This window comes from Robbsia andropogonis (assembly GCF_000970345.1).
GTDB classification, from domain to species: Bacteria; Pseudomonadota; Gammaproteobacteria; order Burkholderiales; family Burkholderiaceae; genus Robbsia; species Robbsia andropogonis.
Genome location: NZ_LAQU01000005.1, coordinates 209,327 through 232,375 on the forward strand (window position 1 = coordinate 209,327; position 23,049 = coordinate 232,375).

The window sequence follows — 23,049 nt, forward strand, 5'->3', positions numbered from 1 at the left end:
TACGGGCAGGGAAGCATCGGGCGACGTCGGTGCGAGGCGATCGACCATACGCATTCACCCAAAAAAACCATGTAGAAACCAATGTGCGTCTTCCTCTGGTGGGTTTTTTTTCGGCGCACTGCCATTCTGTCCCGGTTGAGCAGGGGGCTTCTGCAACGCGGCATTGATATGGTCGTCCGCTTGTGGATCGGTTTTTATACCATCATATGTCTCAATATTTGCTTCGGTATGCTTATTTTCAAGCATCCCGGCTTTTTTCCCAAAGCGCTCTCGAAAGATCCAATAACAGGTGTGGTCCTCGGCTTGCGCGACAAAGTAGTCGCGTGTCACGACAGCATCGTCCCACCAGCCTGATTCGATACGCTCACCCGGCGACATTAGTCGTAATGAACCGCGATAGAATGGCCGATGCTGACGCGTCTGTAGTGGCAGCGGCGCATCCAGCAACCACACGGGACGCGGCGTGAGTCGGGCAATGCGTGCTCGTGCGGCATGAGAGAGACTGCCGGCCTTGACGATGGATGGAGCGCCTTCACTGAGGCTACGCGTGCCGTGGGAGTCGGGTGAATCAGGATGGTCGGCTCGGCCTTTGGTGCGATGTTTGGGCACGCCACGGGTCTCGTCTCGACCCCAATGATTCGCCAGCTCCGGCCGATGATCTTCCCGTATCAGGCATTGCAGGACATTATCGACGCCGAGCCGCGCCTGTAGCAATTCGATCAGTCGACGGTGATCGGCCGGACTGCCGCCGGGTTCCGGAAACAGATTGGTGCTCAGTGGCGTGGCCGGCTCGACCGCGGTGGCGTGCAATCGTACCGCGATCACGTGTGCATCCAGTGTGGTCTTGACCAGTCGTTCGCGGACCAGACGTAGTAGATAGCTGTCATGCCAGGCAGGGTCGGCTAAAGCGATATCGATCAGTGTGGGGGGCCGTGCTTCTCGACCTCGCTCGTGTTCGAGCAACAGCGTGAAACGCGTCACCGCCCATTGGCGAGCGGCCAGCCATCCAGTCAATCGACTAATCAGCATGGTTGCGCTCGCGAGAATCAGGGGGGTATCGTCGGCACGATCGGGCAAGGCTTGCTGCTGCTCGAACCGCTCCGGGGTTGTGAGCCATTCAAACCCTTCCTCTGCCATACCCAGCGCACGATCCAGCGCATCGACCAGAGCTTCGCCGCAACGTTGTTTGACGCCCGCGCGCGGGAGGCGGCGCAGATCGTCCAATGTCGGGCACCCCAGGCTGTTCAAGCTTTCCACATATGTCCGGGCTTCCGGCAAAAGGGGCAACGGCAGTGGGCCCAGTATCCGATCCAACGTACGCGGTGTACGGTGGCGGTGGCTACCAGCTGGTAAACGCGTCTTTTCCGACAGATCAGCCGGATGCAATACCGTGGCACCTCCGGCACGGGCCAGCAAGGCAGCGGCGGTACCAGTGGGTGCAAGACTGAGCCGGGCCGTCAGGCCGCTGCTGGCCAACGTCGCACGAATGCGTTTGCGCAAGGCACGGATGCCGCCGAACAGCCGCAAGCTGGCCGAGATATCGGCCACGATGATCGGTGCGTCGATTCGTGTGCCAGCCTGCCCCCATGTCTGGCCCTGCATCGGCGTCGACGTCTGGCGCTGCGGATCACCTGTCATGGTTTGCCGTGAGGCGCGTGCCCAGTCCAGCAGCGCGACCTGTGGCGTGTATTGCATCAAGGCCAAGGCGACGCCTTGCCATGCATCGGCTTCACGCAACAGGTCCCGGTCGTGCAGCACGGCCTGCTCCGCGACGGTCAACACCCCACCGCGCTTCATTCCCAGACGGACACCGGCCTCGCGTGCGGCCCGGCTCATCGCCACGACTCGGCCTTGTTCGAGAACGACCAATGGCATCGGTGTCCCTGGCGCGGCACGCGTGTTCGGTGAGTCAGGTGCCTTGGGCGCGTCCAGTACGGTCGATGCAAGGCTCGATGCACCAAAGGGTTGGGAGCAATATGCACGCGTCTCACTGGACCAAGTCGGCCGAAATACTTCTAGAGGCAGGTGCGGCAGAAAGACGCCGATCCAGAGACGCATGGCGATTTAATAAAATAGGAGATGGCGATAAAGACAAGACGAGGGACTGCTCTGTGGTCGGACCGCGCCGCTTGACAAAGGTCACCGACAATCCGTCCGGCGCCGGTTGCAACGCCAGCCGCAACGGGGCCGGGGATGTCCGGTGGGCGGCGTTCAACGGTCGAAACAGGAAGAACAGCGAAGACGAGGCTTGAGCGGCCAGATGCAGTCGACGCAAGGCTTCTGGCCGAATCGGGTCCTGCCAGAAAAGCAAGGCGCCACAGCCCCCCGTACGGAGGATCTGCTCTGCTGCCCACAACGCGTCCGCCGTACGATTCGCGCGCACCCACTGCCACTGCGCAATTGGCAGCCCCCAGTACTGAAAGGCTTGCTGATTGGGAATGTGCGGCGGGCACAGCATCATCAAGGGCCGTGCCGCCACGTTCTGTAGCGCCGGCCGCAGTAACCGGAATTCCCCGATGCCGGCTTGCGGTAACAACAATTCAGTCAGGCTGCCCACAGGCCAGCCGCCGCCTGGTAATTCGACCGCCAGACGGCTATCCCCTGGCGCTATGCAGGATAGCTTTGCCTGAGCGAGCTGGGAGGCACGCCACAAAGAGGGGTGAATGGTTTCCGGATGCTGGAGCGTGGCATGCTGCATGGCTCACCTGAACACTGTATGAATGTACAGCAGTATAGCGTGCTCGCCAGAAAATGCCAGAAAGGGATGCAGGAGCGACAACGACGGCCAAGCCATCCGCCGATTACGTTCCTTACCCGGACTAACGCTTATCGCGGTAACGGCGAATGCACGGTATTGTCGCAGCAAGCAATCATGTCATTTCGATGACGTCACGTTGTTGCAACAAATGCGTCATACGATCGCGATTCCATTCATGTAGACGACAGGAGAACGCCCGATGCAACACGTGCCTCTGGCCCGAGCGGTTAAGACGATATGCACCGCAGCGGCAATGACGTGGGGGGCACTGGCAAGCGCTTCCGCCTATGCGGTGACCGACATCCCGTTCTGGCACGCGATGGACGCCGCATTGGGCGAGCGCGTCAACGATATAGCCAAGGATTTCAACGCGTCCCAGAGCGAGTACCACATCACGCCGGTATTCAAGGGTACCTATGACCAGACGCTGGCCGCCGGTATCGCGGCGTTCCGCAGCGGCAACGCTCCGGCGATCCTGCAGGTCTACGAAGTGGGAACGGCCACGATGATGCGTGCGAAGAGTGCGATCGTGCCGGTCTATGATGTCTTCAAGAATGCCGGCGTACCGTTGGACGAAAGTGCGTTTATTCCCACGATCTCCGGTTATTACAGCGATGCAAAGACCGGTCATCTGGTGTCCATGCCGTTCAACAGTTCGACACCGGTACTGTTTTATAACAAGGATGCGTTCCGCAAGGCCGGCCTGGACCCGAATCAGCCGCCGCGCACCTGGCCGGAAGTGGAACAGGACGCACTTGCACTGCGCAAGGCCGGTCTGTCCTGCGGTTACGCGTCCGGGTGGCAAAGCTGGATCCAATTGGAAAACTACAGCGCCTGGCATGCCGTGCCGTTTGCTTCGCGCAATAATGGTTTCGATGGCGATGACGCGGTGCTGGAATTCAACAAACCGCTGCAGGTCGCGCATATCGCTTTCCTGAAAAAGATGCAGAATGAAGGCGCTTTCAGCTATGTCGGTCGTCAGGACGAGCCAAACGCCAAGTTCTATAGTGGCGATTGCGGCATGACGACGAATTCGTCGGCAGCGTTGGCCAATATCAGGAAGTATGCAAAGTTCGACTTCGGCTCCGGTAGTCTGCCGTACGATCCGAGTGTCAAAGGCGCACCACAGAATGCGATCATCGGCGGCGCGAGCCTGTGGGTGATGGGGGGCAAGGACAAGCAAACCTACAAGGGCGTTGCCGAGTTCCTCGCTTACCTGACCAAACCAGAGGTTGCCGCCAAGTGGCACCAGGACACCGGATACCTGCCGGTGACAAAGGCTGCCTATGACCTGACGAAGGCGCAAGGCTTCTACAAGACGCACCCGGACAGCGAAACGGCGATCAAGCAGATGATGAACAAGCCGCCGTTGCCGTTCACGAAAGGCCTGCGTCTGGGGAATATGCCGCAGATTCGCGTAGTGATCGACGAGGAACTGGAGCAAGTCTGGGGCGGCACGAAGACGCCGCAAGGTGCATTGGATTCGGCGGTGGCGCGCGGCAACGACTTGCTGCGCCGCTTCCAGAAATCCGGTAGCTGACGTGACGCCGTTGAACGTGCCCCCAACGGGCGGTGCCGATGCGCCATCGGTACAGGCGGCGCCGGTCCCGCCAGGTAAAAGGGCGCTTGCAAGCGTACGCGCCCGGATCGGTGCCGGGCATGCGCCGTTCGGCACTTCCTGGTTGCCGTACCTGCTGATTCTGCCGCAATTGGCGATCACCGCCATCTTCTTTTTGTGGCCGGCGGGTGAGGCGCTCTGGCAATCCACGCAGACCCAGGACGCATTTGGCCTTTCCAGCAATTTCGTCGGCTTGCAGAATTTCACCGAGCTGTTCGCGGACCCGTTGTACCTGGCGTCTTTCAAGACAACGCTTTGGTTTTGTGCGATGGTCACCGTCGCGGGACTCGTCATCGGCTTGCTGCTGGCGGTGTGTGCGGACCGGGTCGTGCGCGGTGGCCGTTTCTATCGCGCATTGCTGATCTGGCCGTACGCGGTCGCACCGGCGCTGGCAGGTATCTTGTGGGTGTTCCTGTTCAATCCCAGCCTTGGCGTGATCGCCCATGCACTGCAAACGCACGGCATCATCTGGAACCATGCACTGAATGGCGGTCAAGCGATGTTCCTGGTGGTATTGGCATCCGTCTGGCAGCAGGTCAGCTATAACTTCCTGTTTTTCTACGCCGGATTGCAGGCGATCCCGCGTTCGTTGATCGAGGCGGCCGCCATTGACGGCGCCGGTCCCGTGCGCCGATTCTTCGGCATTGCCTTCCCCCTGATCGCACCAACAACCTTTTTCCTGCTTGTCGTGAACGTCGTGTACGCGTTCTTCGATACCTTTCCGGTCATCGATGCCACGACGGCAGGGGGGCCCGCGCAATCTACCCGTACCTTGATTTATAAAATCTATGCCGATGGTTTTCGGGGACTGGATATCGGCAGCGCCGGTGCGCAGTCGGTGGTCTTGATGGTCATCGTCATCGCGCTTACCGTCTTCCAGTTCCGTTTCATCGAGCGCAAGGTGCAATACGTATGATCGAGCATCGGCGTGGATTTGATTGCTTCTGTCATGCCGTGCTGATAGCCGGTCTCGTGGTGATTGCTTTTCCGTTGTATATCGCCTTCGCGGCGGCAACGATGAGCGAAAGCGAGGTGTTCACCGTGCCGATGTCGCTGATTCCCAGCACACATCTTTTCGAGAACATCGCGCATGTCTGGACGCATGGCACCGGTAACGCCGCGGCTCCGTTCGGGACGTTGCTGCTGAACAGCCTGGCAATGGCGTTGGGCATCACCTTCGGCAAGATCGTCGTATCGATCCTGTCCGCCTATGCCATCGTGTTTTTCCGCTTTCCGTTCCGGAATACCGCATTCTGGCTGATCTTCATCACGTTGATGTTGCCGGTGGAGGTACGCATCTTCCCGACGGTGCAGGTGGTCTCCACGCTGCACTTGACGAACAGTTATGCGGGCCTGACGTTGCCGTTGATTGCCTCGGCCACGGCGACTTTCCTGTTCCGGCAGTTCTTCATGACGCTGCCGGCGGAACTGCTGGAAGCGGCCCGCATCGATGGCGCGGGTCCGATGCGTTGCTTTATCGACATCGTCTTGCCTCTGACGAAGACGACGATTGCGGCGCTGTTCGTCATCACGTTTATTTATGGTTGGAACCAATATCTGTGGCCGATCCTGGTGATCAACCAGAGTGGATGGCAGACGGCCGTGGTGGGTATCAAGCAGATGATCGGCACGGGCGACACGGCCACCGAGTGGCATCTCGTGATGACCGCAACCCTGTTGGCGATGTTGCCGCCCTTGCTGGTCGTGATTACGATGCAGCGGTGGTTTGTACGCGGCCTGGTTGACACCGAGAAGTAACGGCACACCAGACAATTCAAGGAACGATAAATGGCCGCATTGACACTGAGTGGCGTACGCAAGACCTATGACGGCCAGCAGTATGTGCTGCATGGTATAGATGTCGAGGTCGCCGATGGCGAATTCGTGGTGCTCGTCGGGCCGTCTGGCTGTGGAAAATCGACATTGCTGCGGATGATCGCCGGTCTTGAAAGTGTCTCTGAAGGCGAGATCATGATTGGGGGGAAGGTCGTCAACCAACATGAGCCGAAGGATCGCGGTATCGCGATGGTGTTCCAGAACTACGCGTTGTATCCCCATATGACCGTGGCGCAGAATATGGGGTATGCGTTGAAGATTGGCGGCGTATCCCGTAGCGACATCGACCGGCGGGTGCAAACCGCGGCGCGCACGCTCGAACTGGAATCACTACTGGCGCGAAAGCCTAGGGAGTTGTCCGGTGGCCAGCGGCAACGGGTAGCCATGGGGCGCGCGATCGTGCGTGAGCCATCGGTATTTCTGTTTGACGAGCCGTTGTCGAACCTGGACGCAAGGCTTCGTGTGCAAATGCGCCTCGAGATGCAACGCTTGCACGCCCGGCTGAAAACCACCAGCGTGTATGTCACGCATGACCAGATCGAGGCCATGACGTTGGCGCAGCGTGTGATTGTGATGTACAAAGGGCGTGCCGAGCAGATCGGCACGCCCGCTGACGTGTATGATCGGCCGGCCAGTGTTTTCGTGGCGGGTTTCATCGGCTCGCCGGCGATGAATCTGATAGAGGGAAGGGTGACCGACGACGGACGCGCTTTTGAAGTACAGGATGGCGGCCCGGTTCTGTTCCTTGACGCATTTGACAGCATGCCATCCCGGGCATCGATGTCCTCGACAGGTCCGGTCCCGCTGTTGCCGAACCGTTTGGCCGGGCGTCATTGCATTTTAGGTATCAGACCGGAACATATGGCGCTTGCGCAAAGCGATGGTGATCATGGTATTGTCCGCGGACGGGATGCAACAACGACGGTCGGGCAGGCAGGTGCGACACTGCCCGTGGACGTATGCGAACGTACGGGGGCCGATAATTTGGCACGTGGCCGTTGGGGCAGTCATGATATCGCCGTACGTTTACCGCATGACGTCGTGCCGGCACCGGGTGCACTGCTGCCGGTGATGCTGCCGGTGCATCGATTGCATTTCTTCGACCCCGACAGTCGGCGTCGGCTGGAAGGCTAGGGGCGGTGCCTCGCTGACGGAACCCATAGTCGTATTCACTGTCGTACGATCTTATCGCCATGACTTCGTCACCCGTTTTCCACCCTGACTCGTCTGCCTCCTCATCTGTGGGGCGTTATCGCTGGCCTTACCCGACTGTTGCCGCGCATCGCGGTGGCGGCACGCTGGCGCCGGAGAATACGCTGGAGGCCATCGACACCGGTGCGCGTCTCGGGCATCAGATGATCGAGTTCGACGCACGGTGCGGTGCCGACGATATCGTATTCCTGTTGCATGACGATCATGTCGAGCGCACGACGAACGGCTCCGGCGACGCATCCACGATGCCGTGGCATCGCTTGCAGGCCTTGGACGCCGGTAGTTGGTTCGACACCCGCTTCTCGGGCGCGCGCATTCCCACGTTGGCTGATGTCGCCGAGCGCTGTCTGGCGCTGGGTTTGCATGCGAACGTCGAGATCAAGCCGGGTCCGGGCCTGGAGCGGCACACCGGGCAGGCGGTGGCGCGGGAGGTGTTAAGGCATTGGAAGGGAAGTCCGGCCGCGCCGTTACTGTCGTCTTTTTCGTACGAGGCACTTGCAGCGGCAGCCGAAGTGGCACCGCAACTGCCCCGTGGCATGCTTTGCGAGAACTGGTCTGATCCGTGGCGCGAGCAGACGCAGGCCCTGTCTTGCGTCTCGTTGCATATTCACCATACCGAGTTGACACAGGCGCGCATTGCCGAGATCAAGGAGGCGGGCTTGTTCGTACTCGCGTACACCGTTAACGAGCCATTACGTGCGGCAGAGCTGCTGGCGTGGGGTGTTGACACGATTTGTACCGATCGTATCGACCTTATCGGGCCGCATTTTCGCACGGTGTGAGATCAGGCAGTACAGCGCGATTACGCCATAACATACTCAAACTTCTCGAGCATCTGCTCCAGATGCGTGGAATCTATCTTTTCTTTCGGCGGAACGAGAAACAGACATTGCCTGCCACCCGTCTCGGATCGTGGTAAAAATTCTTCCGCGATATGATAATGCGGTCGATTTGTATAATCATCAAAAATAATCCTGGTACCTTCTTTTGCGTATTTCAAGGAAGTTAGAAAACAGTACACCCGAAATCTTCCGTCGATAAAAAAATTGTCGGGATGTATATCGCTGGACCAAGCGGCCAGCGCATAGTTTTTAAAATTATGTCTATTCTGAAAATTCAGAGGTGTTCGCCAGCTTTCGAGTGCTCCACAATCGATCCAGTGAAAACTGACTAATCTATCGCCAAGTTTCTTTTTAGTTGAAACGATCCACTCCTGGCTGGAGTTGATGCTTAATATGCTTGCTTTGGTATTTTTTTGCGACCCAGATGGTGCTGATGCCGCATCCGCATTCGGTATAATTTTCTGTGGATGTAATAACATTTTTAAATAAATCGTCATTGCCATCAAAAAGTTTTTTGCTTTCCGCATTTTTTATAATTCTTGAAATGGGCATGGTAAATCTTGATAATTTTATATAGATAAAGATCTTTTGCGATTATGAAGATTGGTAATTCCGATGCGCGTGTATTGTTTGCGCCGTGCCGAGATGAACTTGCCTATGCATACCGACGCCGTTCGAAATTGGAAGGAAATGGCGTCCTATAGAATTGCTTTACGGGGTGCATGCTTCGGCGTGGCCATCATGAAGTATGAGCGAGTCAAAGAATAATGCTCTTGATGTGAATAGAAAGGCATGCGTGCCATCCCGCACGCATTTCTCTAGATAGGGCCGGCATTGCCAGCACCACCATCGAGAAATACAAGACCGCGTTCAGCAACGCACCTTAACGCAATACGCTGGTGGGAGCGCCCCATACCGGAAGGCTGGGGCTGCTTTCCCGCAAGCCTGTCGCGGGGCTTGTCGCGACATTCTCCGTTGCCCCATGAGGGTCTCTTGATGCATCGCTTGCTTCTTCCGTGCTACTTGCATCCGGCGCGTCCGAAGACAAAGGCGCCACACCACCTTCCGTCCCCGCGCGATTTGGAGAGGAGAGCCATTCCGCCTGACCACGCATTTCTCGCAGATAGACAAAGAACTCGACATTGCTCGATACACCGAGCTTGTGAAACGCACTGACTTTCTGACGGCTGATGGTTTTCTTGCTGCGATGAAGTGTCGCCGCGATTTCATTGCCAGTCAGGCCCGACGAGAACAGCCGCAGCACTTCCGCTTCGCGCGGCGACAACCGGGTCTTCGTGGGCAGTCGGGACATCGCCTCGCAGCCGATGGTCTGGCGGATGGTGCGCGACAAATAGCAGCGTCCTTCCATGACGGTCTGGATCGCGTTGATCAGCTCTCCGGAGGCATCGGCTTTGCTGACCAATCCGGAGACCTCCATCCGTGCGATCGATCCCAGTACGCCGGCATTGTCGTGCATCGTCAGCACGATGATCCGCATGCTCGGATGCTGCCGTCGTAATGTCGAGAGGAGTCGCAGGCCATCCTGTTGCCGACTTCCCGGCATCGAGAAGTCCGTAACCAGAACGTCGCACGGCGGTTGGCTATTCTCTTCCTGCGTTTTCAGGCAGGCCATCAATTCATCGCAGCTGGTGGCTGTCCCTATGATATCGATGTTCGGCATCGTGGCGCAGACGTGCTCCACGCCACTAAGGAAAAACGGGTGGTCGTCAGCTACTATCACTCGACAAGTCATGACTGCTCCATCATGGAAAAGGCGCTCGAAGAGCGCGGAAAACCCGCGTAAAAACAGGACCTGCGTCGTTGATGATCACAACGGCGACAGGGCAACAAGTGAAAGGCACCGTCGGCAAAATAGATCATCCCGATTTTTGTCATGCAACACGGGCTTTGGGGAATGTCTCAATTACGGCATGGTGCCCATTTTGCGAAGATGCCGAAACGTGACTGGTCTCAATACCTGTGCGGATGCTTGCCGTTGCGGGACCAACCCTGTTGCTTAACATCGCGAGTACCACCGGTCCCGCAATCGACCCAAGGAACAATCGCTTACGCCGAGTTTCCTTATGCGGCCACACATGCGTTGCACCAGCCTGTGATAGGGTATGAAACGTCAGGTCATCAAAAAGCGAGACCCTCCCTTATTGGCCGGGAACCCTAACGCCTTGCCGCTTCCTACTAGGCATATTTTTCATGCAGACCTACATTCGTAGCCTGATACGCTTTCATCACCGCCTTTACGGGGCGCTTGTCATAGGTGTCATTGCCGCTGCGCTGGCACCTTCGAAATGGCACGTATTCGAGAGGTTTTTATTCGGCTGGAATGTCGGTCTATGGCTTTATCTGATCCTGTTATGGACGATGATGTATCGTGCGGAGTCCGCCCGTTGGCGCGTCGCGCTCGACAGTGAAGACGAAAGCGCCTCTACCATTCTGATCACCACCTGTGTGGCTGCATTGGCCAGTATCGCCGCCATTGTTTTTGAACTGGGTACCGCACATGCCGCGGGAAGCAGTAGTCAGAAGGCATTGCATCTGCTCCTCTCGGGTTTTGCATTGATCGGCGCATGGACTCTGCTGCCAACGGTTTTCACCGTGTACTACGCCCGCTTGTTCTACATGCATCATAGTTGGACTGATGCACCAATGCCAAGATCAGACGATCGTGTCGCTTCGCTTGCGAAATCGTCACTGCCGCTGCGTTTTCCAGATGACAAACTGCATCCCGATTATGTTGATTTTGCCTACTTTGCTTTCACGATCGCTGTAGCGGCACAAACTTCCGACGTCGCGGTCGCGGACTCCGCCACACGGCGCTTTACGCTGATTCAGTCGGTTTTAGCGTTCTTTTTTAACCTTGCTATTCTTGGACTTTCCGTCAATATCGCCGCGAGTTTATTCAATTGAACCGCTCGATGCCATGCCCATACAAAGACTGAAAAAAAGCCTCTGGCGCGTGATAATAGGATCAATTCTTGCGACTGGATGCGCCAGTCGGCATCATCAAGGCTGCGTGTTGCTTCGCCAAGGGCAGGCCATCTTCGTCATGTTCGTGGTCCACGCACGGCATGCTGCGCGACGTCATGGCAACGCGTGATCGCGCAGGCAGTTAGAATGCGAACTGCTCTCCAATTTTCCGCTGATCGCAATGGCCTCTGCTGACTTGCCTCGTTCCAAAATCGACGTTGTATCCCCGACGCCTGCGGATGCTCGCCGCGACAACGCGGCAGTATCGTCGAGTCATGTGTCACACGTTCACCTGACGGATGTCGATCTGCGCATCGATCCGCAAGCCGCCGTGTATGTGAAGGACGAGGTAGTCAGCGTCGTTTTCGCCACTCATTCCGGCGCATTGCTCAGCTTGGAAGGTCCGAATGCCTACCAGGTCAACGATGCCTTGATAGAGGCGGCCACCGGTGAGCGTTGGGTCGTCTCGCGCGCGCGTTTCGATCCCAAATACGTGCCAGCAGATCCAGTGCTCATACATGGCGCCGATGGTGCGTATCGCAACCTGCCCACGCCGGTGTTGGCCAGACGCATGGACGCGCCTTTTACCATTGCACGCAGTGCCGGCGGCGATCGTCTGCAAGGCGGCGCCGGAGATTGGCTTCTCCAATACGCACCGTCCGACTATGGCGTGGTGCAACAGGCGCGATTTGCGAGAGTTTATCGGCCGGTGTCCGTTTCGCTGTCACCCGACCCGTCAGGCATAGTAGTTAATGATGCGCAGCCGCCCCGCGAAGGCGATTGTGGCAGCGCCACATGAGCGGTGTCGTGGCGATCGCGCCCATTCTGCTGGTCCTGATCTTAGGCTACGGCGCAGGGCGCTTGATGCCCTCCGCCTGGCGGCGACGAGTAGGCGCATTGCTCGGGCCGTTGGTCTTGGCGCTGCTTTTTTCCATCGGACTGACCTTCGGGGCCGTGCTGCGCTCCGGCAGTCACGCACGTGCGGTGTTGGGTACCGCGATATGGCTTGCGATATGGACCACCATGGCATCATGGGCGCTCATCACGCTCTCGATCATGATCGCCCGGCGCATACGTCCCGCCATTCCACCGCTTGCGCCCGAGCCGCTCTTGCGCCCGACACCTTCTTCATTCACATCCTTTCCCCAACCGTTTCTTGCACCAACGACATCGTCCGCACATCTTGCCGCGACGTCTGGCGGCTCAGGGTGGTGGGGGCCAGCGAAGGAATGCTTGATCGCATTGGTGATGGTGGTCTTGGGTACGCTGGGGAATGGACTGTGTAGCCGATATGGCATTCCGATACCCACTGGCTTGACCGGTGCGTTGCTGCTTGTACTTGTAAGCATTGTCGGCATGGAGTTGGCGGGCCTAGCGATAGATGCACGATGGTGGTCGAGGCGCGTTTTGGCCATACCTTTATTGGTCATCATCGGTTCATTGATCGGCGGAACGATTGCCGGTGCACTTGCCCGGATGCCGCTGCCGATCGCGTGGGCACTATCTAGCGGCTTTGGCTGGTTTACGTTGTCCGGCGTGATGATCGGTCGACATCTGGGGGCGCAGTGGGGCGCGATCGCTTTGTTGACCGACCTGTTTCGCGAATTGATGTCCGTCGTGTTGCTTTATCTGTTCGGTCGCCGTTTCGCGCGCGCGTGCATTGGCGCGAGCGCAGCCACTGCGTTGGACTCGACATTGCCGATCATTAAACAAAACTGCGCTCCGGCGCATTGGCCAACGGCGCTGGTCAGCGGGTTTGTCCTCAGCCTAGCGGCGCCGTTGTTAATGACGGTATTTTTGTGGTGACCTTTTCGGTGTGCGGTCTTCCGCTGCCTATCGACGCCGCGGGTACACCTTATTGGGGGCAATCGCAGGACCGACTTTTACGATGCGAGCTTGAGCCCAATGATGCCAGCGACAAGCAGGGCAAGGCTGAGAATCCGGCCTGCTGTCACTGCCTCATTGAATAGCAGGATACCAAGCACGGCCGTTCCCACCGCGCCAATGCCCACCCATATCGCATAGGCCGTCCCAACCGGTAGCGTTTTCAGTGCCACGCTCAGTAGATAGAAACTTCCGATCGCAGCGATGCCCGTACCGACGCTTGGCCATAAGCGACTGAAGCCTTCCGTGTATTTCAGTCCGATGGCCCAGGCCATCTCGAGCACGCCCGCGCAAAGTAGGATCAACCAATTCATGACCGCGTCTTCACTACCGATTTGGACCGTTTTCACGGCGAAAACGCATTATATCGTAATGAAAACGAAAGACAAAACGCGGCAAATGTGAAGCCGTCGAGACAAGTAGCATGCCTTTCATCGAAATGCCTTTTTACAGCGGCACACTCAGCCGCGCCAGATCTTTCATCCCCTTTCTGGCCTCCTTCAAAAAAATGGCAGACATTACGATGACGACCTCCCCGATGTCAGGTAACAGCCGTCGCCGCTTTCTACAATCGCTTGCGGGTTCCGCGAGCGCCGCTGCGGCCCTTTCCGTATTTCCCGAATCAATCCGTAATGCATTGGCGATTCCTGCGGCCTCGCATACCGGGACGATCAAAGACGTCGAACATATCGTCGTCTTCATGCAGGAGAACAGATCGTTTGACCATTACTTCGGCCATCTGCGCGGCGTCCGGGGTTACAACGATCGCTTTCCCATTCCCTTGCCGAATGGCAAGCCGGTCTGGTACCAGCCGTCGCAATCGGATTCGACGCAGCCGGTATTGCCGTTTCACCTGAATACGCATACCACCAGCGCGCAGTGCGTTGGCGATCTCGATCACAGCTGGTACAAGACCCATTATGCGATCGATGGCGGAAAGTATGACCAGTGGCCGGCCAACAAGACCGACATGACCATGGGCTATCACTTGCGTTCGGACATACCGTTCCATTACGCCCTTGCCGATGCCTTTACTGTCTGCGATGCGTATTTTTGCTCGCTGCCCGGGCCGACCCATCCCAATCGTGCCTATCTGATGAGTGGGACCGTCGATCCGACAGGGAAGTACGGCGGCCCGCTGTTGAACAACAACGACTACGTCGATGGCGACGTTCCACCGCAGTATCAATTGCTGTCGTGGACGACGTATCCTGAGCGACTTGAGGCAGCGGGAATCAACTGGCAAATCTACCAGCAAGGGCTGACCGGTAACGATCCGTTAAACGGTAATTACGGCACCAACATTCTGCAAAACTTCGCCAACGTCATCAATGCGCCGCAAGGCTCGTCATTACAGCAGCGTGCGAACAGCGTGCGGACCTTGGACGATCTGAAAGCCGACGTGCAGGCAGGCAAGCTGCCACAAGTGTCCTGGCTGCTGCCGCCGGCCGCCTACTCCGAGCACCCGAAATACACGCCAGCATACGGCGCCGAATATACATCGAAGGTGCTGGATGCGCTCACGTCGAATCCAGACGTCTGGAGCAAGACGGTTCTGTTCATCATGTATGACGAGAACGACGGTTTCTTCGATCATATCGTGCCGCCACAGCCACCGACGTCGCGCGCGCAAGGGTTGTCGACGGTGAGCACTGACGGAGAATTGCATACGGTCGTCAATCCAGGACGCGGCAGTGGTTTCACCGCCGATGGTCTGCCTTACGGGCTGGGGCCGCGCGTGCCGATGACGATCGTTTCACCTTGGACCAAGGGCGGTTTCGTCTGTTCCGAGGTGTTCGATCACACCTCCGTAATCCGTTTTATTGAACAACGCTTTGGCGTACGCGAACCGAATATCACGCCGTGGCGTCGTGCGGTCTGCGGCGACCTGACGTCGGCGTTCGACTTCCGTACACCGGATGCGTCAATCCCGTCATTGCCCGATACCAGCCAATACATGACGATGGCCGATCAGCAGTGCGCTTCGCAACCGGCGCCGACGGTACCGACGACGGCGGGCGCGATCGACCCGCAAGAACCGGGCGTGCGTTACGCCCGTGCGCTGCCGTACGAACTACACGTGCATGGCGACGTGTCGGCACGGGACAATCACCTGACATTACAGTTCGTCAACACTGGCAAAGTGGGCGCGCATTTCTATGTCTATGCGCCGAATCGTAGCGACGGTCCGTGGCGTTACACGGTGGAAGCAGGGAAATCGCTTAGCGAGACATTTGACTTGAGCGTGACTGGCGGCGCCTATCACTTCATGGTGTATGGTCCCAATGGCTTCGTACGGCAATTCAACGGGCTGGCATTGGGGTCGGCGACATCGGCCGCCCGAGGTCATGTTTGGGGGCTAGGCCACATCGCACTACAGGTAGAATATGACAATCGTGAAGGCAGCGTGATTCTGCGGCTGTGCAATACAGGGGGAGGCGTGGCACGACTCTTTGTCACGGACAACGCCTACGGCGCACGGTCGCGTAGCCTCGAGTTGCCGCCTGGCGCGATGACGGCCGTACCATGGGATCTGTCGGACAGTCACCACTGGTACGACCTGAGCGTTACTGATCGCGACGAATCCAGTTTCCTGCGCCGCGTGGCCGGGCACGTCGAGACGGGTCATCATACCGTAACGGACCCCGCTGCCACGACGCCGATACGCTCACTAAGCTAAGCGGCCATGCATGAAGGCGTGGCCCGAGGTGCCATGTCGCGCCATCGTCGACGGCGGTGGCGCAATGTTCCTGCAAGATGCGTCCAATTGCAAGTCATCTTATTGCTCCATAAAGTCTTCGACATTGCATCCCATTAACAATGGCCATAATGCACCGCATGCATTATGCCGTTGTAAAGGGATGGGTGAACTTCTACCAATCAGCCAAGACGTGTTGATTCCACTTTTTAGGCGTTTGGTTGTCGATTTGTCGCATGTCGCCGGTCACTAAGCGATGCAATGCTAAGACGGTGCTTGATGGTCTATTCGCTCATTTCCCGATGTCGGCGTGATTTCATGCATGCCTGAGGATAAGGATGACCATTGGCACTGGTGACTATCTCGTTTTGGAGCATTCAATGCAGACGCATCAACATAGTAGTGCCATCGTGGTTATGACGCGCGATGCCGTAGATCATTCGGTCGCTGCGTCGTATTCCGGTGCTGACGTAAATACCCTGAATGAAGAGGGTAATGAAATTATAAGTGATACGAATCATGTTTATGCTGCCTTGGAGGCATTGAGAGTAACGTCTTCTGGTCTGCAGCCGACGGCCAGTCACTTTGATCGATCAGCGTGGTACCGGAGGGGGGAGCGCAGGGGCCCAGGTAATAAGCTGCACCCGGCGGTGGATAACGGTAGCGCTTTCGAGGCAATGGAGGCCATGTACGAAGATCCCCCTATCGCCGCTATGGCATCACCGAGCACACCGGCGAAGCCGGCGTATGGAGATGCGACGGTGATTGCACTGGACAACCGTACTGACTGGGAAAAGATGGGCGAGTGGGAAAAATATAGCGCATTTATGAAGCAGAATGCGATTTATCATTCCGTAACCACACTCTTCGGTACGGCCGTGGGCTCCGTGAATACGGCGTACAGATCGTTGTGGAACCATCCGGCGGCTAGGACGGCCGATGGCGTCCTAGCCGCCCTGGAAGCGGGCTGGGCACTGCACGACGCCTGTCGCAGACTTGGTGGTCTCAAGGCCGATGATTCGCTAGGATACAAAGCGAAAGCGTTTATCATCATCGGTGCTTTGGCTGTCGGCGTGGTGGCGGGGTTTGACCCGGCACCAGGGCTTCCGAAACGGATCTATGCACTAGTGAAAAGCACTTTCGAGGCAACGTTTCCCGCGTTGACGACGAAGTTCTCCGTGAAGGAGTCGGATTGGACGACATTGCTCACCGATTTTTCCATTTCGTCGAGCGAATCATTCAGTAAAGCCGAGCTGAAGCATTTTCTAAAAAAAGGTGTATTACTATCGTGGATTCAGTCAAAGCCCGATTATCTAAAAGGCATGATCGAAACTATAGTGGATTCAATCGTCGATTCCGGCGCGGCGTTGTTGACAACCCCGGCGGCGAAGGCAATCTCGCGGTATTTGTGGGGGGCCGAATATGCTTTTTCAGAGCAACACGCGGAGCAACCCAGTTGGGAAACGCTGACTCTTGGGTATCACGCCTTTCCCCCTAGCTTTTACAACGCCATGACAAAGCAGGGATATGGCGCGATTGCACTGTGGATTACGAACGTCATGAATGTTTCCGCTTCGGGCATACTGGCGCCTTCGAGACCAGTCGATCCATCCAGCGTCGTCGTGCCCGCACCAACGCTGGTACCCATTCCGGTTTCCATAAGGATACCCGGCAGTATCATTTCCAGCGTGGCGGAAGGAGGCGTCGATATGCTGAAAGCGAAAACAGCCATCGACTCGCCTGAGTTGAATTTCGATGCGTTCGATCATCCGAGCCCCCTCACTAGGGCGCTTTCTTCCGCTAAACCGCATGCGCTATTTAGACGCATCAAAAACAGGCTCTGGGTTGCCGAAAACATCCCGGAATCCGGCGTGAAAGATTTCGGCTTCGAAGTGTCGGTTCAAGCTTGAAAACGGGGTGTGACGCTCGTCAGCTGCACACGATGTCACGGCGCGGTCGCGATGGCCGACGATATCGCGGAGACCGGCGTGGCTGTCACGCCCGCGGTAGCGGCCCCCTTCGTTGGCGCTGTCTGCGACGTCGGTGGCGTTTGAACCTCTTGGCCTGCCAACGGCATGCCTTGATTTGCTTGCCAGCCTCCACCGAGTGCCAGGAATACCGCCACCTGGTCTTGTGCGACCTTGCCTCGCGCGGCCGCTACTTGCGATTCGACGGATGTCAGCGTCCGCGTGGCGTCCAGGTCAGACAGGAACGATCCCCGGCCGGCGAGATAGAAGCGGTGCGTCTGGTCTCGCGACTGGCGTGCCGATGCCAGTGCGTCCTCCAGCGCTTGCAGACGGCCGAGGTCGCCCGCATAGGTTGCAAGTCTGGTTTGCGTTTCGCGCAATGCGTTCAGCACGACTTTATCGAATTCGGCCAAGGCGACATCCGCACCGGCACGGGCTTCCCGGATACGTGCGCGCGCGCCATTCGCTGGTAATTCCCAACTTATCAATGGTCCGAAGCCCCACCGCTGCGTCGGTGAGCGGAACGAGTCCTCGAGGATGCCTGTAACACCTGCGCTCGCACCAAAGGAAATGTTTGGATACAGACCGCCGATCGCCACCCCTATCTTTGCGGTTGCGGCAGCCAGTTCACGTTCGGCACGACGCACATCGGGGCGACGGCGCAGCAGCGCGGCACCGTCGCCCACCGGTAACGGCGTCAGGATACGGGGCGTTTCATGACACGCATCGATCGCCTTCGGCAAAGCGTCGGGGGACTCCCCCAGGAGGGCGGCCAAGGTATAGTGCGCAATCCGCCGTTGCGCCGCTAATTTCGGCAACTGTGCCCGCAGTGTTTCCTGTTGCGTGACCGACTGCGTCACATTGGGTTGTGCACCGCGTCCCGCATCGCGTAGCCGACGGGCGAGCTGGGTAGACTGATCCTGGAGATCCAGCGATTTCAGCGCGATGTCTTCTTGTTCGGCCGCATCGCATGATGCCAGATAGGCTTGCACGACTTGCGAGACCACGGTGATCCGCGCGGTATCGCCAGCGGCGCGTACCGCATCAAAGTTTGCGCTCGCCGCTTCCACGCCGCGTTTCAATACACCGAACAAGTCGAACTGATAGGAGACCGAAAGCCCGAAATTGCTTTCGTTCGTGACGGGAAGTTTGTCCGTCAACAAGAACTGTTGGGCGGATTCCTGTGCGCGTTTCGCTGAGAGTTCGAGATTGCCGCCAAAACCGCCCTGCGCTTGCGCCACGTCGAGCACCGCGCCGGCTCTTGCCAGATTGGCGGTAGCCACGCGCAAATCGACATTACGCCGCAATGCTTCTTCGATCAATCCGTTCAATACGGGATCGTCGTACAGTTTCCACCACTGGTCTGGGACCGGGTCCGCATTGGCCGCGCGCGCGACGCTGCCCGACGCATGGATATCGTGCTCCGTTTCCACCAGGGTCCGATTCGCCACCGGCTGCTTGATCAACGCCGTGTCGGGCACGCGGTAATTCGGGCCGACCGTACAGGCCCCGAGTACCGCCATGGTCAAGGCTGCGGACCCCATGCGCCGCGCCCAACGTCCTACCTCCCGCTCCGAAGCACTCGCATTGGTGCGTCCCACCTGGTGCGTATGGTGCGCTTGCGATCTCATCGGGCACCTGTCCGTGCCGCATTGCCTGTGCTGCCCGCCCCCGTTTCCTCATTGCCGGCAAGCGCGTTGGCATCCGTGCCGGCGCGCGTCGGCGTGGGCAGCACCGACATGTCGGAACGCAGCGACCCTGGCGGCAGAACCACATCATCGGAGGCGGCTGCCGTTGTTTGCGCGCGGGCCACGCCGGTTTCGGGGGCGACAGTCCACTGGCCGGAAGGCGATGCCCCAACGGATGAAGCCGCCGACGGGGGCTGCGGTGAATTATGGCCGATATCGGCTGCATCAATTGAAACCGTGGCGGTGCGTCCTGCAATCAGCCGGACGTTCGCCGGCACGTCATCGATCTGTATCCGGACCGGAATCCGCTGCGCCAGTCGAACCCAACTGAACGACGGGTTGACGTTCGGCAGCAGATTCGCCCCTACCGAGCGGTCCCGGTCCGCTATGGCGGCGGCGATACTGGTCACGTGACCGTGCAGGCGTGTGCTCTGGCCCATCAGGTGAATGGTCACCGGCTGGCCGATGGCAATGCTCGGCATCTTGGTTTCTTCGAAATATCCGTCTACATGATACGAATGGGCATCGACGAGAGATAGAACCGCATGCCCGGCCGTGACAAATTCGCCGGCACGTGGTGCGCGATCATTCATAAAACCGTCGACCGGACTGACGATGACGGTGCGTTCCAGGTTCAATCGCGCCGTTCGAACGGCGACTTCTGCCGCGGAGAGGGCCGCTTGCGCCGCTTGCAACGCGGCATCCGCGGCCTGGACCTTCGATTGGCTTTCTTCGTACACTTCCCGGGACACCAAATCACCCAGCGCGCGGTTTCGACTCGACTCCCTGCGAAGCTGCGTCAATGTCGCGTTCCGCTCAGCCACCGCGGCGCGTTGCTGCGCGACGGCCGATTCTGCTTGCGCCAATGCCAGCTTGAAGCGGGCCTGGTCGATGACGAACAAGACTTGACCCTTACGAACCGTCTGGTTGTCGGTCACCGTGACCTTGTCGATCAGGCCCGTGACGTCCGGTGCGACTTGAACGATGTCGGCTTGCACGTGGCCGTCCCGCGTCCACGGCGCGAACATGTAATAGCGGACCAGACGCCAGATCACCAAGGCGGCGATGACGACAACCATGATGGTCAGGACCCCCGACCGACGGTAGCGAGTTTGAGTTTCAATTGATCAACCGGTTCGAAACAGATACGAAACAAAGACGACGAGCCCGAGCAGAATCACGTAGATTCCCAAATCGAACATCGAGCGATGCCATACATGGCGATAGAAGCGCCATCGCGCGAATCCCATCGTGACAAGGCGCAACAGGCCATAGGCGAGCAGCATCCACACCAGCAATTCCGGGATGAACACCCCGTAGATATCGAATTCGCCGATCATGCGGATTTCTCGATGGTAATCGCCGCCCGCGGTGCCAGCGCGGCCGGAAACAGTGACAAGCGCAGCCCCACCAGCGCGTGCAATGCACCGAGCGTTTGCTCCGCATCGCTCAAATGGGCAGTGTCCAAGGCGTTCGCGCGTGTCGACACGTTCGGGTTGGCCGCCAATGCCGCGTCGATCCGCGCGGCCAGTTCGGGAGGCGGCGGGAGACGCCGACGCTGTTGGATACATTCCTGAAAATACTGACGAACACCGGACAGCACGCCATCGATCGGCTGCCGCCATTCGTCGCGCAAAGTCCGGCGAATCTGTTGCAGGTCCAGCGTATTCAAACCCACACGCAGGTCACGGAAACTCTCGATCGACGGATGGTGATCATCGTCGGTCGCGCTCAACCGCGGCAGCAATTGCATCAAACGATCCAGCATCCGGGATGCCATGTTGTTCTGCGCCACGATCGCATGGGGAGAGGCGGCAATGACCACGTCCGCCCATCCGGAGCGCGTAAGTCGTGCGGCCGCCAACTCGGCGCCGAATGGACGCGTGATGCGAATGAAGAGGAAAGCAAATAACAAACCGGCACATCCGGCGCTGTTGCTGTTGATGAAGGTCAGGAAATTAGCATCGTAGGCGCTCTGGATACTCATGAACGTGGCGGTGTTCACGGCAGTCAGCATGGTCGCCAGCATGAAACGGGGCTGCGGAATCAACGTACCGACGCAAATGAACGGCCCGGCAAACATGATCACCAGCATGGGGAAATCATGGACGTTGGGCAGAACGAGGAATAGATAGACGCCGGCAAGTACCGTGGCGACGCAAGTCCAGATAAAGAATCCCATGACCTGCGGCGCCGGAGAATCCATCGCCGCGAAAAAGCTGCATGACACCGCGGCCAGCGTTACCGCGCCCGCGCCATCGGCCCAACCCATGAAAATCCAGATCATGCAGGCGGCAATCGTCGCGCCTACCGCGGGAAAAATTGACAGGAAGGCCATCGGCAGGTCGACGTGGCGTTCAGACCCACCAAGACGCCAGTGTCGAAGCTTCGGCACCCATCCGCAGTGGGGTTCGGTTTCGATCAACTCGCGCAAGGTACGACAATCCTGCCAAAGATCGATCAGCAACCGAAGGCGCCACAATAGCGACGACATCAATGCACGGTCCCAATGGGGACTGTGATGGGGATCCTCGTTGATTCGCTCGGCGTTTTCCGCGGCTTTGGCCATTGGCTCGGGGCTTGCCGCATCCCTGGCGAGGCCCTCGGATACGCTCCTCATGCTTCCGTCGACCTGGCTGTCCGCCATGCCCGGCACGGCAATATATTCCGGTTCCAACGCCGTCAGTCGCGCGCGAAGCGCATCGGCTTGTGCCTCGCGGGCAGCGCTGTCATTGCTATCGAGCCAATTGACGAGATCGATGAGCAACGCTTCCAGTTCAGGCGGCGCCGCGCCGTGCGCCCGCAGCGCCGCCAATGGATCGCCGAGGGCGGATGCGATTGGCAGCAGAAGCGACATGCGCCCGCGCAGCGATTTCGCACGCGTCATCAGGCCGGGATCGGTGTTGTCGTAGCTTAACTGGCTCAACAGCAATTCTAGGCCGTTGACGGACCCGGCCAGACGCTGGCGCAGTGCGGAGAGGTCTTTGCCTGAGACACGACCTTTGAGCGTTTCCCGCATGTAGTGTATGGCGTCGTTAAACCAGGCACCGGTTCGCTCGCCGAGGCTCGGGCCAAGCCGGCTAGGGAAAATAGTCGTATTGATGACGGTGGCGCATACGATACCGAGCAGAATCTCCTCGAAACGCGCAACGGCAACGTCGAACACCGTATTGGGATTCTCGACGGTAGGGAACGCGATCAACGGCAGCGTGTAGCCGGCCAACATGAAGACATAGTTGCGCGCGGTGCGGTCTTGCAGCGCCAAAAAGAGGAACAACCCAGTCCAACAGGCAACGGCCACGCTCAAGACAATCGGCATCTCCACCAACGGGGGCACCAGCAGGACTGCACCCGCTGCGCCCAGCAAGGTGCCTAGGCCGCGGTACAGCCCTTTGGATCGGGTCGCACCGACAAATGGATTCGACACGATATAGACCGATGCCATCGCCCAATATGGCCGGGGTAATTCAAAAACCAACGCCAAGTACAGCGCGAGCATTGCTGCGGCAAATGTCTTGATAGAAAACAACCAGTCTTTCCAGGTCGGCGCCATGATGTGGG

At 58.3% G+C, this 23,049-nt stretch carries 18 protein-coding genes and 1 pseudogene; 10 read left to right on the plus strand and 9 right to left on the minus strand.

Annotated features, from left to right (window positions below):
• Positions 1–54: 54 nt before the first annotated feature.
• Positions 55–2,058 (minus strand): Y-family DNA polymerase, encoded by a 2,004-nt coding sequence (locus WM40_RS07270; protein ID WP_236693418.1) that lies wholly within the window; start codon positions 2,056–2,058, stop codon positions 55–57.
• Positions 1,988–2,698, minus strand: coding sequence for a translesion DNA synthesis-associated protein ImuA (imuA, locus tag WM40_RS07275; RefSeq protein WP_024904156.1), 711 nt, complete (start codon positions 2,696–2,698; stop codon positions 1,988–1,990). The genes WM40_RS07270 and imuA overlap by 71 nt, the downstream gene beginning before the upstream one ends.
• 259 nt (positions 2,699–2,957) lie before the next feature.
• On the opposite strand from imuA, the gene ugpB reads away from it, so the two are divergent.
• From ugpB to ugpQ, 5 genes are all read left to right on the plus strand, one after another.
• Positions 2,958–4,298, plus strand: a complete 1,341-nt coding sequence (gene ugpB, locus WM40_RS07280; RefSeq protein WP_024904157.1) for a sn-glycerol-3-phosphate ABC transporter substrate-binding protein UgpB — start codon at positions 2,958–2,960, stop codon at positions 4,296–4,298.
• 106 nt (positions 4,299–4,404) lie between these two features.
• Complete coding sequence (gene ugpA / locus WM40_RS07285; RefSeq protein ID WP_036010844.1) at positions 4,405–5,292, plus strand: sn-glycerol-3-phosphate ABC transporter permease UgpA; 888 nt, start codon at positions 4,405–4,407, stop codon at positions 5,290–5,292.
• On the plus strand, positions 5,289–6,134 hold the full coding sequence (ugpE, locus tag WM40_RS07290; RefSeq protein WP_024904159.1) for a sn-glycerol-3-phosphate ABC transporter permease UgpE: 846 nt from the start codon (positions 5,289–5,291) through the stop codon (positions 6,132–6,134). The genes ugpA and ugpE overlap by 4 nt, the downstream gene beginning before the upstream one ends.
• Positions 6,135–6,164: 30 nt before the next feature.
• On the plus strand, positions 6,165–7,346 hold the full coding sequence (locus WM40_RS07295; RefSeq protein ID WP_046152531.1) for a sn-glycerol-3-phosphate import ATP-binding protein UgpC: 1,182 nt from the start codon (positions 6,165–6,167) through the stop codon (positions 7,344–7,346).
• Between the two features lie 59 nt (positions 7,347–7,405).
• Positions 7,406–8,206: a glycerophosphodiester phosphodiesterase gene (gene ugpQ, locus WM40_RS07300; protein WP_081764994.1), complete on the plus strand. Its 801-nt coding sequence runs from the start codon at positions 7,406–7,408 to the stop codon at positions 8,204–8,206.
• A gap of 20 nt (positions 8,207–8,226) precedes the next feature.
• Here the strand turns inward: ugpQ and WM40_RS07305 are convergent, their stop codons facing one another.
• Positions 8,227–8,793 (minus strand): hypothetical protein, encoded by a 567-nt coding sequence (locus tag WM40_RS07305; protein ID WP_052738213.1) that lies wholly within the window; start codon positions 8,791–8,793, stop codon positions 8,227–8,229.
• Positions 8,794–9,149: 356 nt separating this feature from the next.
• Entirely contained in the window at positions 9,150–10,019 is an 870-nt protein-coding gene (locus tag WM40_RS07310) for a response regulator (protein ID WP_082102487.1), read from the minus strand.
• Positions 10,020–10,477: 458 nt separating this feature from the next.
• On the opposite strand from WM40_RS07310, the gene WM40_RS07315 reads away from it, so the two are divergent.
• The 3 genes and pseudogenes from WM40_RS07315 (at position 10,478) to WM40_RS27760 (ending at position 13,057) form a co-directional block, all read left to right on the plus strand.
• A complete protein-coding gene (locus tag WM40_RS07315; protein WP_024904440.1) occupies positions 10,478–11,191 on the plus strand; it encodes a DUF1345 domain-containing protein in 714 nt (237 codons plus the stop codon).
• A gap of 352 nt (positions 11,192–11,543) precedes the next feature.
• A pseudogene (locus tag WM40_RS07320) lies at positions 11,544–11,957 on the plus strand (PGDYG domain-containing protein); the annotation flags it as partial.
• A gap of 89 nt (positions 11,958–12,046) precedes the next feature.
• Positions 12,047–13,057 carry a LysO family transporter gene (locus WM40_RS27760; protein WP_052738215.1) on the plus strand — a complete coding sequence of 337 codons (1,011 nt, stop codon included), beginning with the start codon at positions 12,047–12,049 and terminating at the stop codon, positions 13,055–13,057.
• Between the two features lie 77 nt (positions 13,058–13,134).
• On the opposite strand, the gene sugE is transcribed toward WM40_RS27760, so the two are convergent.
• On the minus strand, positions 13,135–13,449 hold the full coding sequence (sugE, locus tag WM40_RS07330; protein WP_024904437.1) for a quaternary ammonium compound efflux SMR transporter SugE: 315 nt from the start codon (positions 13,447–13,449) through the stop codon (positions 13,135–13,137).
• A gap of 224 nt (positions 13,450–13,673) precedes the next feature.
• Here sugE and WM40_RS07335 point away from each other — a divergent pair, with 224 nt between their 5' ends.
• Complete coding sequence (locus tag WM40_RS07335; protein ID WP_046152590.1) at positions 13,674–15,815, plus strand: phosphocholine-specific phospholipase C; 2,142 nt, start codon at positions 13,674–13,676, stop codon at positions 15,813–15,815.
• Positions 15,816–16,171: 356 nt separating this feature from the next.
• On the plus strand, positions 16,172–17,743 hold the full coding sequence (locus WM40_RS07345) for a hypothetical protein (protein ID WP_157685745.1): 1,572 nt from the start codon (positions 16,172–16,174) through the stop codon (positions 17,741–17,743).
• Between the two features lie 35 nt (positions 17,744–17,778).
• Here WM40_RS07345 and WM40_RS07350 read toward each other — a convergent pair whose 3' ends face one another.
• The 4 genes from WM40_RS07350 to WM40_RS07365 form a co-directional block, all read right to left on the minus strand.
• Positions 17,779–19,344: an efflux transporter outer membrane subunit gene (locus WM40_RS07350; protein WP_046152534.1), complete on the minus strand. Its 1,566-nt coding sequence runs from the start codon at positions 19,342–19,344 to the stop codon at positions 17,779–17,781.
• Between the two features lie 83 nt (positions 19,345–19,427).
• A complete protein-coding gene (locus WM40_RS07355; protein WP_082102490.1) occupies positions 19,428–20,567 on the minus strand; it encodes an efflux RND transporter periplasmic adaptor subunit in 1,140 nt (379 codons plus the stop codon).
• A gap of 48 nt (positions 20,568–20,615) precedes the next feature.
• Positions 20,616–20,828, minus strand: a complete 213-nt coding sequence (locus WM40_RS07360; RefSeq protein WP_024904431.1) for a DUF1656 domain-containing protein — start codon at positions 20,826–20,828, stop codon at positions 20,616–20,618.
• Positions 20,825–23,044 (minus strand): FUSC family protein, encoded by a 2,220-nt coding sequence (locus WM40_RS07365; RefSeq protein WP_024904430.1) that lies wholly within the window; start codon positions 23,042–23,044, stop codon positions 20,825–20,827. Before WM40_RS07365 ends, WM40_RS07360 begins: the two co-directional genes overlap by 4 nt.
• Between the last annotated feature and the right edge of the window lie 5 nt (positions 23,045–23,049).

Coding starts and splice junctions, on each gene's coding strand:
- WM40_RS07295 (WP_046152531.1), top strand. CDS start 6,165: ATGGCCGCATTGACACTGAGTGGCGTACGCAAGACCTATGACGGCCAG.
- ugpE (WP_024904159.1), top strand. CDS start 5,289: ATGATCGAGCATCGGCGTGGATTTGATTGCTTCTGTCATGCCGTGCTG.
- WM40_RS07315 (WP_024904440.1), top strand. CDS start 10,478: ATGCAGACCTACATTCGTAGCCTGATACGCTTTCATCACCGCCTTTAC.
- WM40_RS07305 (WP_052738213.1), bottom strand. CDS start 8,793: ATGCGGAAAGCAAAAAACTTTTTGATGGCAATGACGATTTATTTAAAA.
- WM40_RS27760 (WP_052738215.1), top strand. CDS start 12,047: ATGAGCGGTGTCGTGGCGATCGCGCCCATTCTGCTGGTCCTGATCTTA.
- WM40_RS07310 (WP_082102487.1), bottom strand. CDS start 10,019: ATGACTTGTCGAGTGATAGTAGCTGACGACCACCCGTTTTTCCTTAGT.
- WM40_RS07350 (WP_046152534.1), bottom strand. CDS start 19,344: ATGGGGTCCGCAGCCTTGACCATGGCGGTACTCGGGGCCTGTACGGTC.
- WM40_RS07335 (WP_046152590.1), top strand. CDS start 13,674: ATGTCAGGTAACAGCCGTCGCCGCTTTCTACAATCGCTTGCGGGTTCC.
- WM40_RS07345 (WP_157685745.1), top strand. CDS start 16,172: ATGACCATTGGCACTGGTGACTATCTCGTTTTGGAGCATTCAATGCAG.
- sugE (WP_024904437.1), bottom strand. CDS start 13,449: ATGAATTGGTTGATCCTACTTTGCGCGGGCGTGCTCGAGATGGCCTGG.
- WM40_RS07270 (WP_236693418.1), bottom strand. CDS start 2,058: ATGCGTCTCTGGATCGGCGTCTTTCTGCCGCACCTGCCTCTAGAAGTA.
- WM40_RS07355 (WP_082102490.1), bottom strand. CDS start 20,567: ATGGTTGTCGTCATCGCCGCCTTGGTGATCTGGCGTCTGGTCCGCTAT.
- ugpQ (WP_081764994.1), top strand. CDS start 7,406: ATGACTTCGTCACCCGTTTTCCACCCTGACTCGTCTGCCTCCTCATCT.
- ugpB (WP_024904157.1), top strand. CDS start 2,958: ATGCAACACGTGCCTCTGGCCCGAGCGGTTAAGACGATATGCACCGCA.
- WM40_RS07360 (WP_024904431.1), bottom strand. CDS start 20,828: ATGATCGGCGAATTCGATATCTACGGGGTGTTCATCCCGGAATTGCTG.
- imuA (WP_024904156.1), bottom strand. CDS start 2,698: ATGCAGCATGCCACGCTCCAGCATCCGGAAACCATTCACCCCTCTTTG.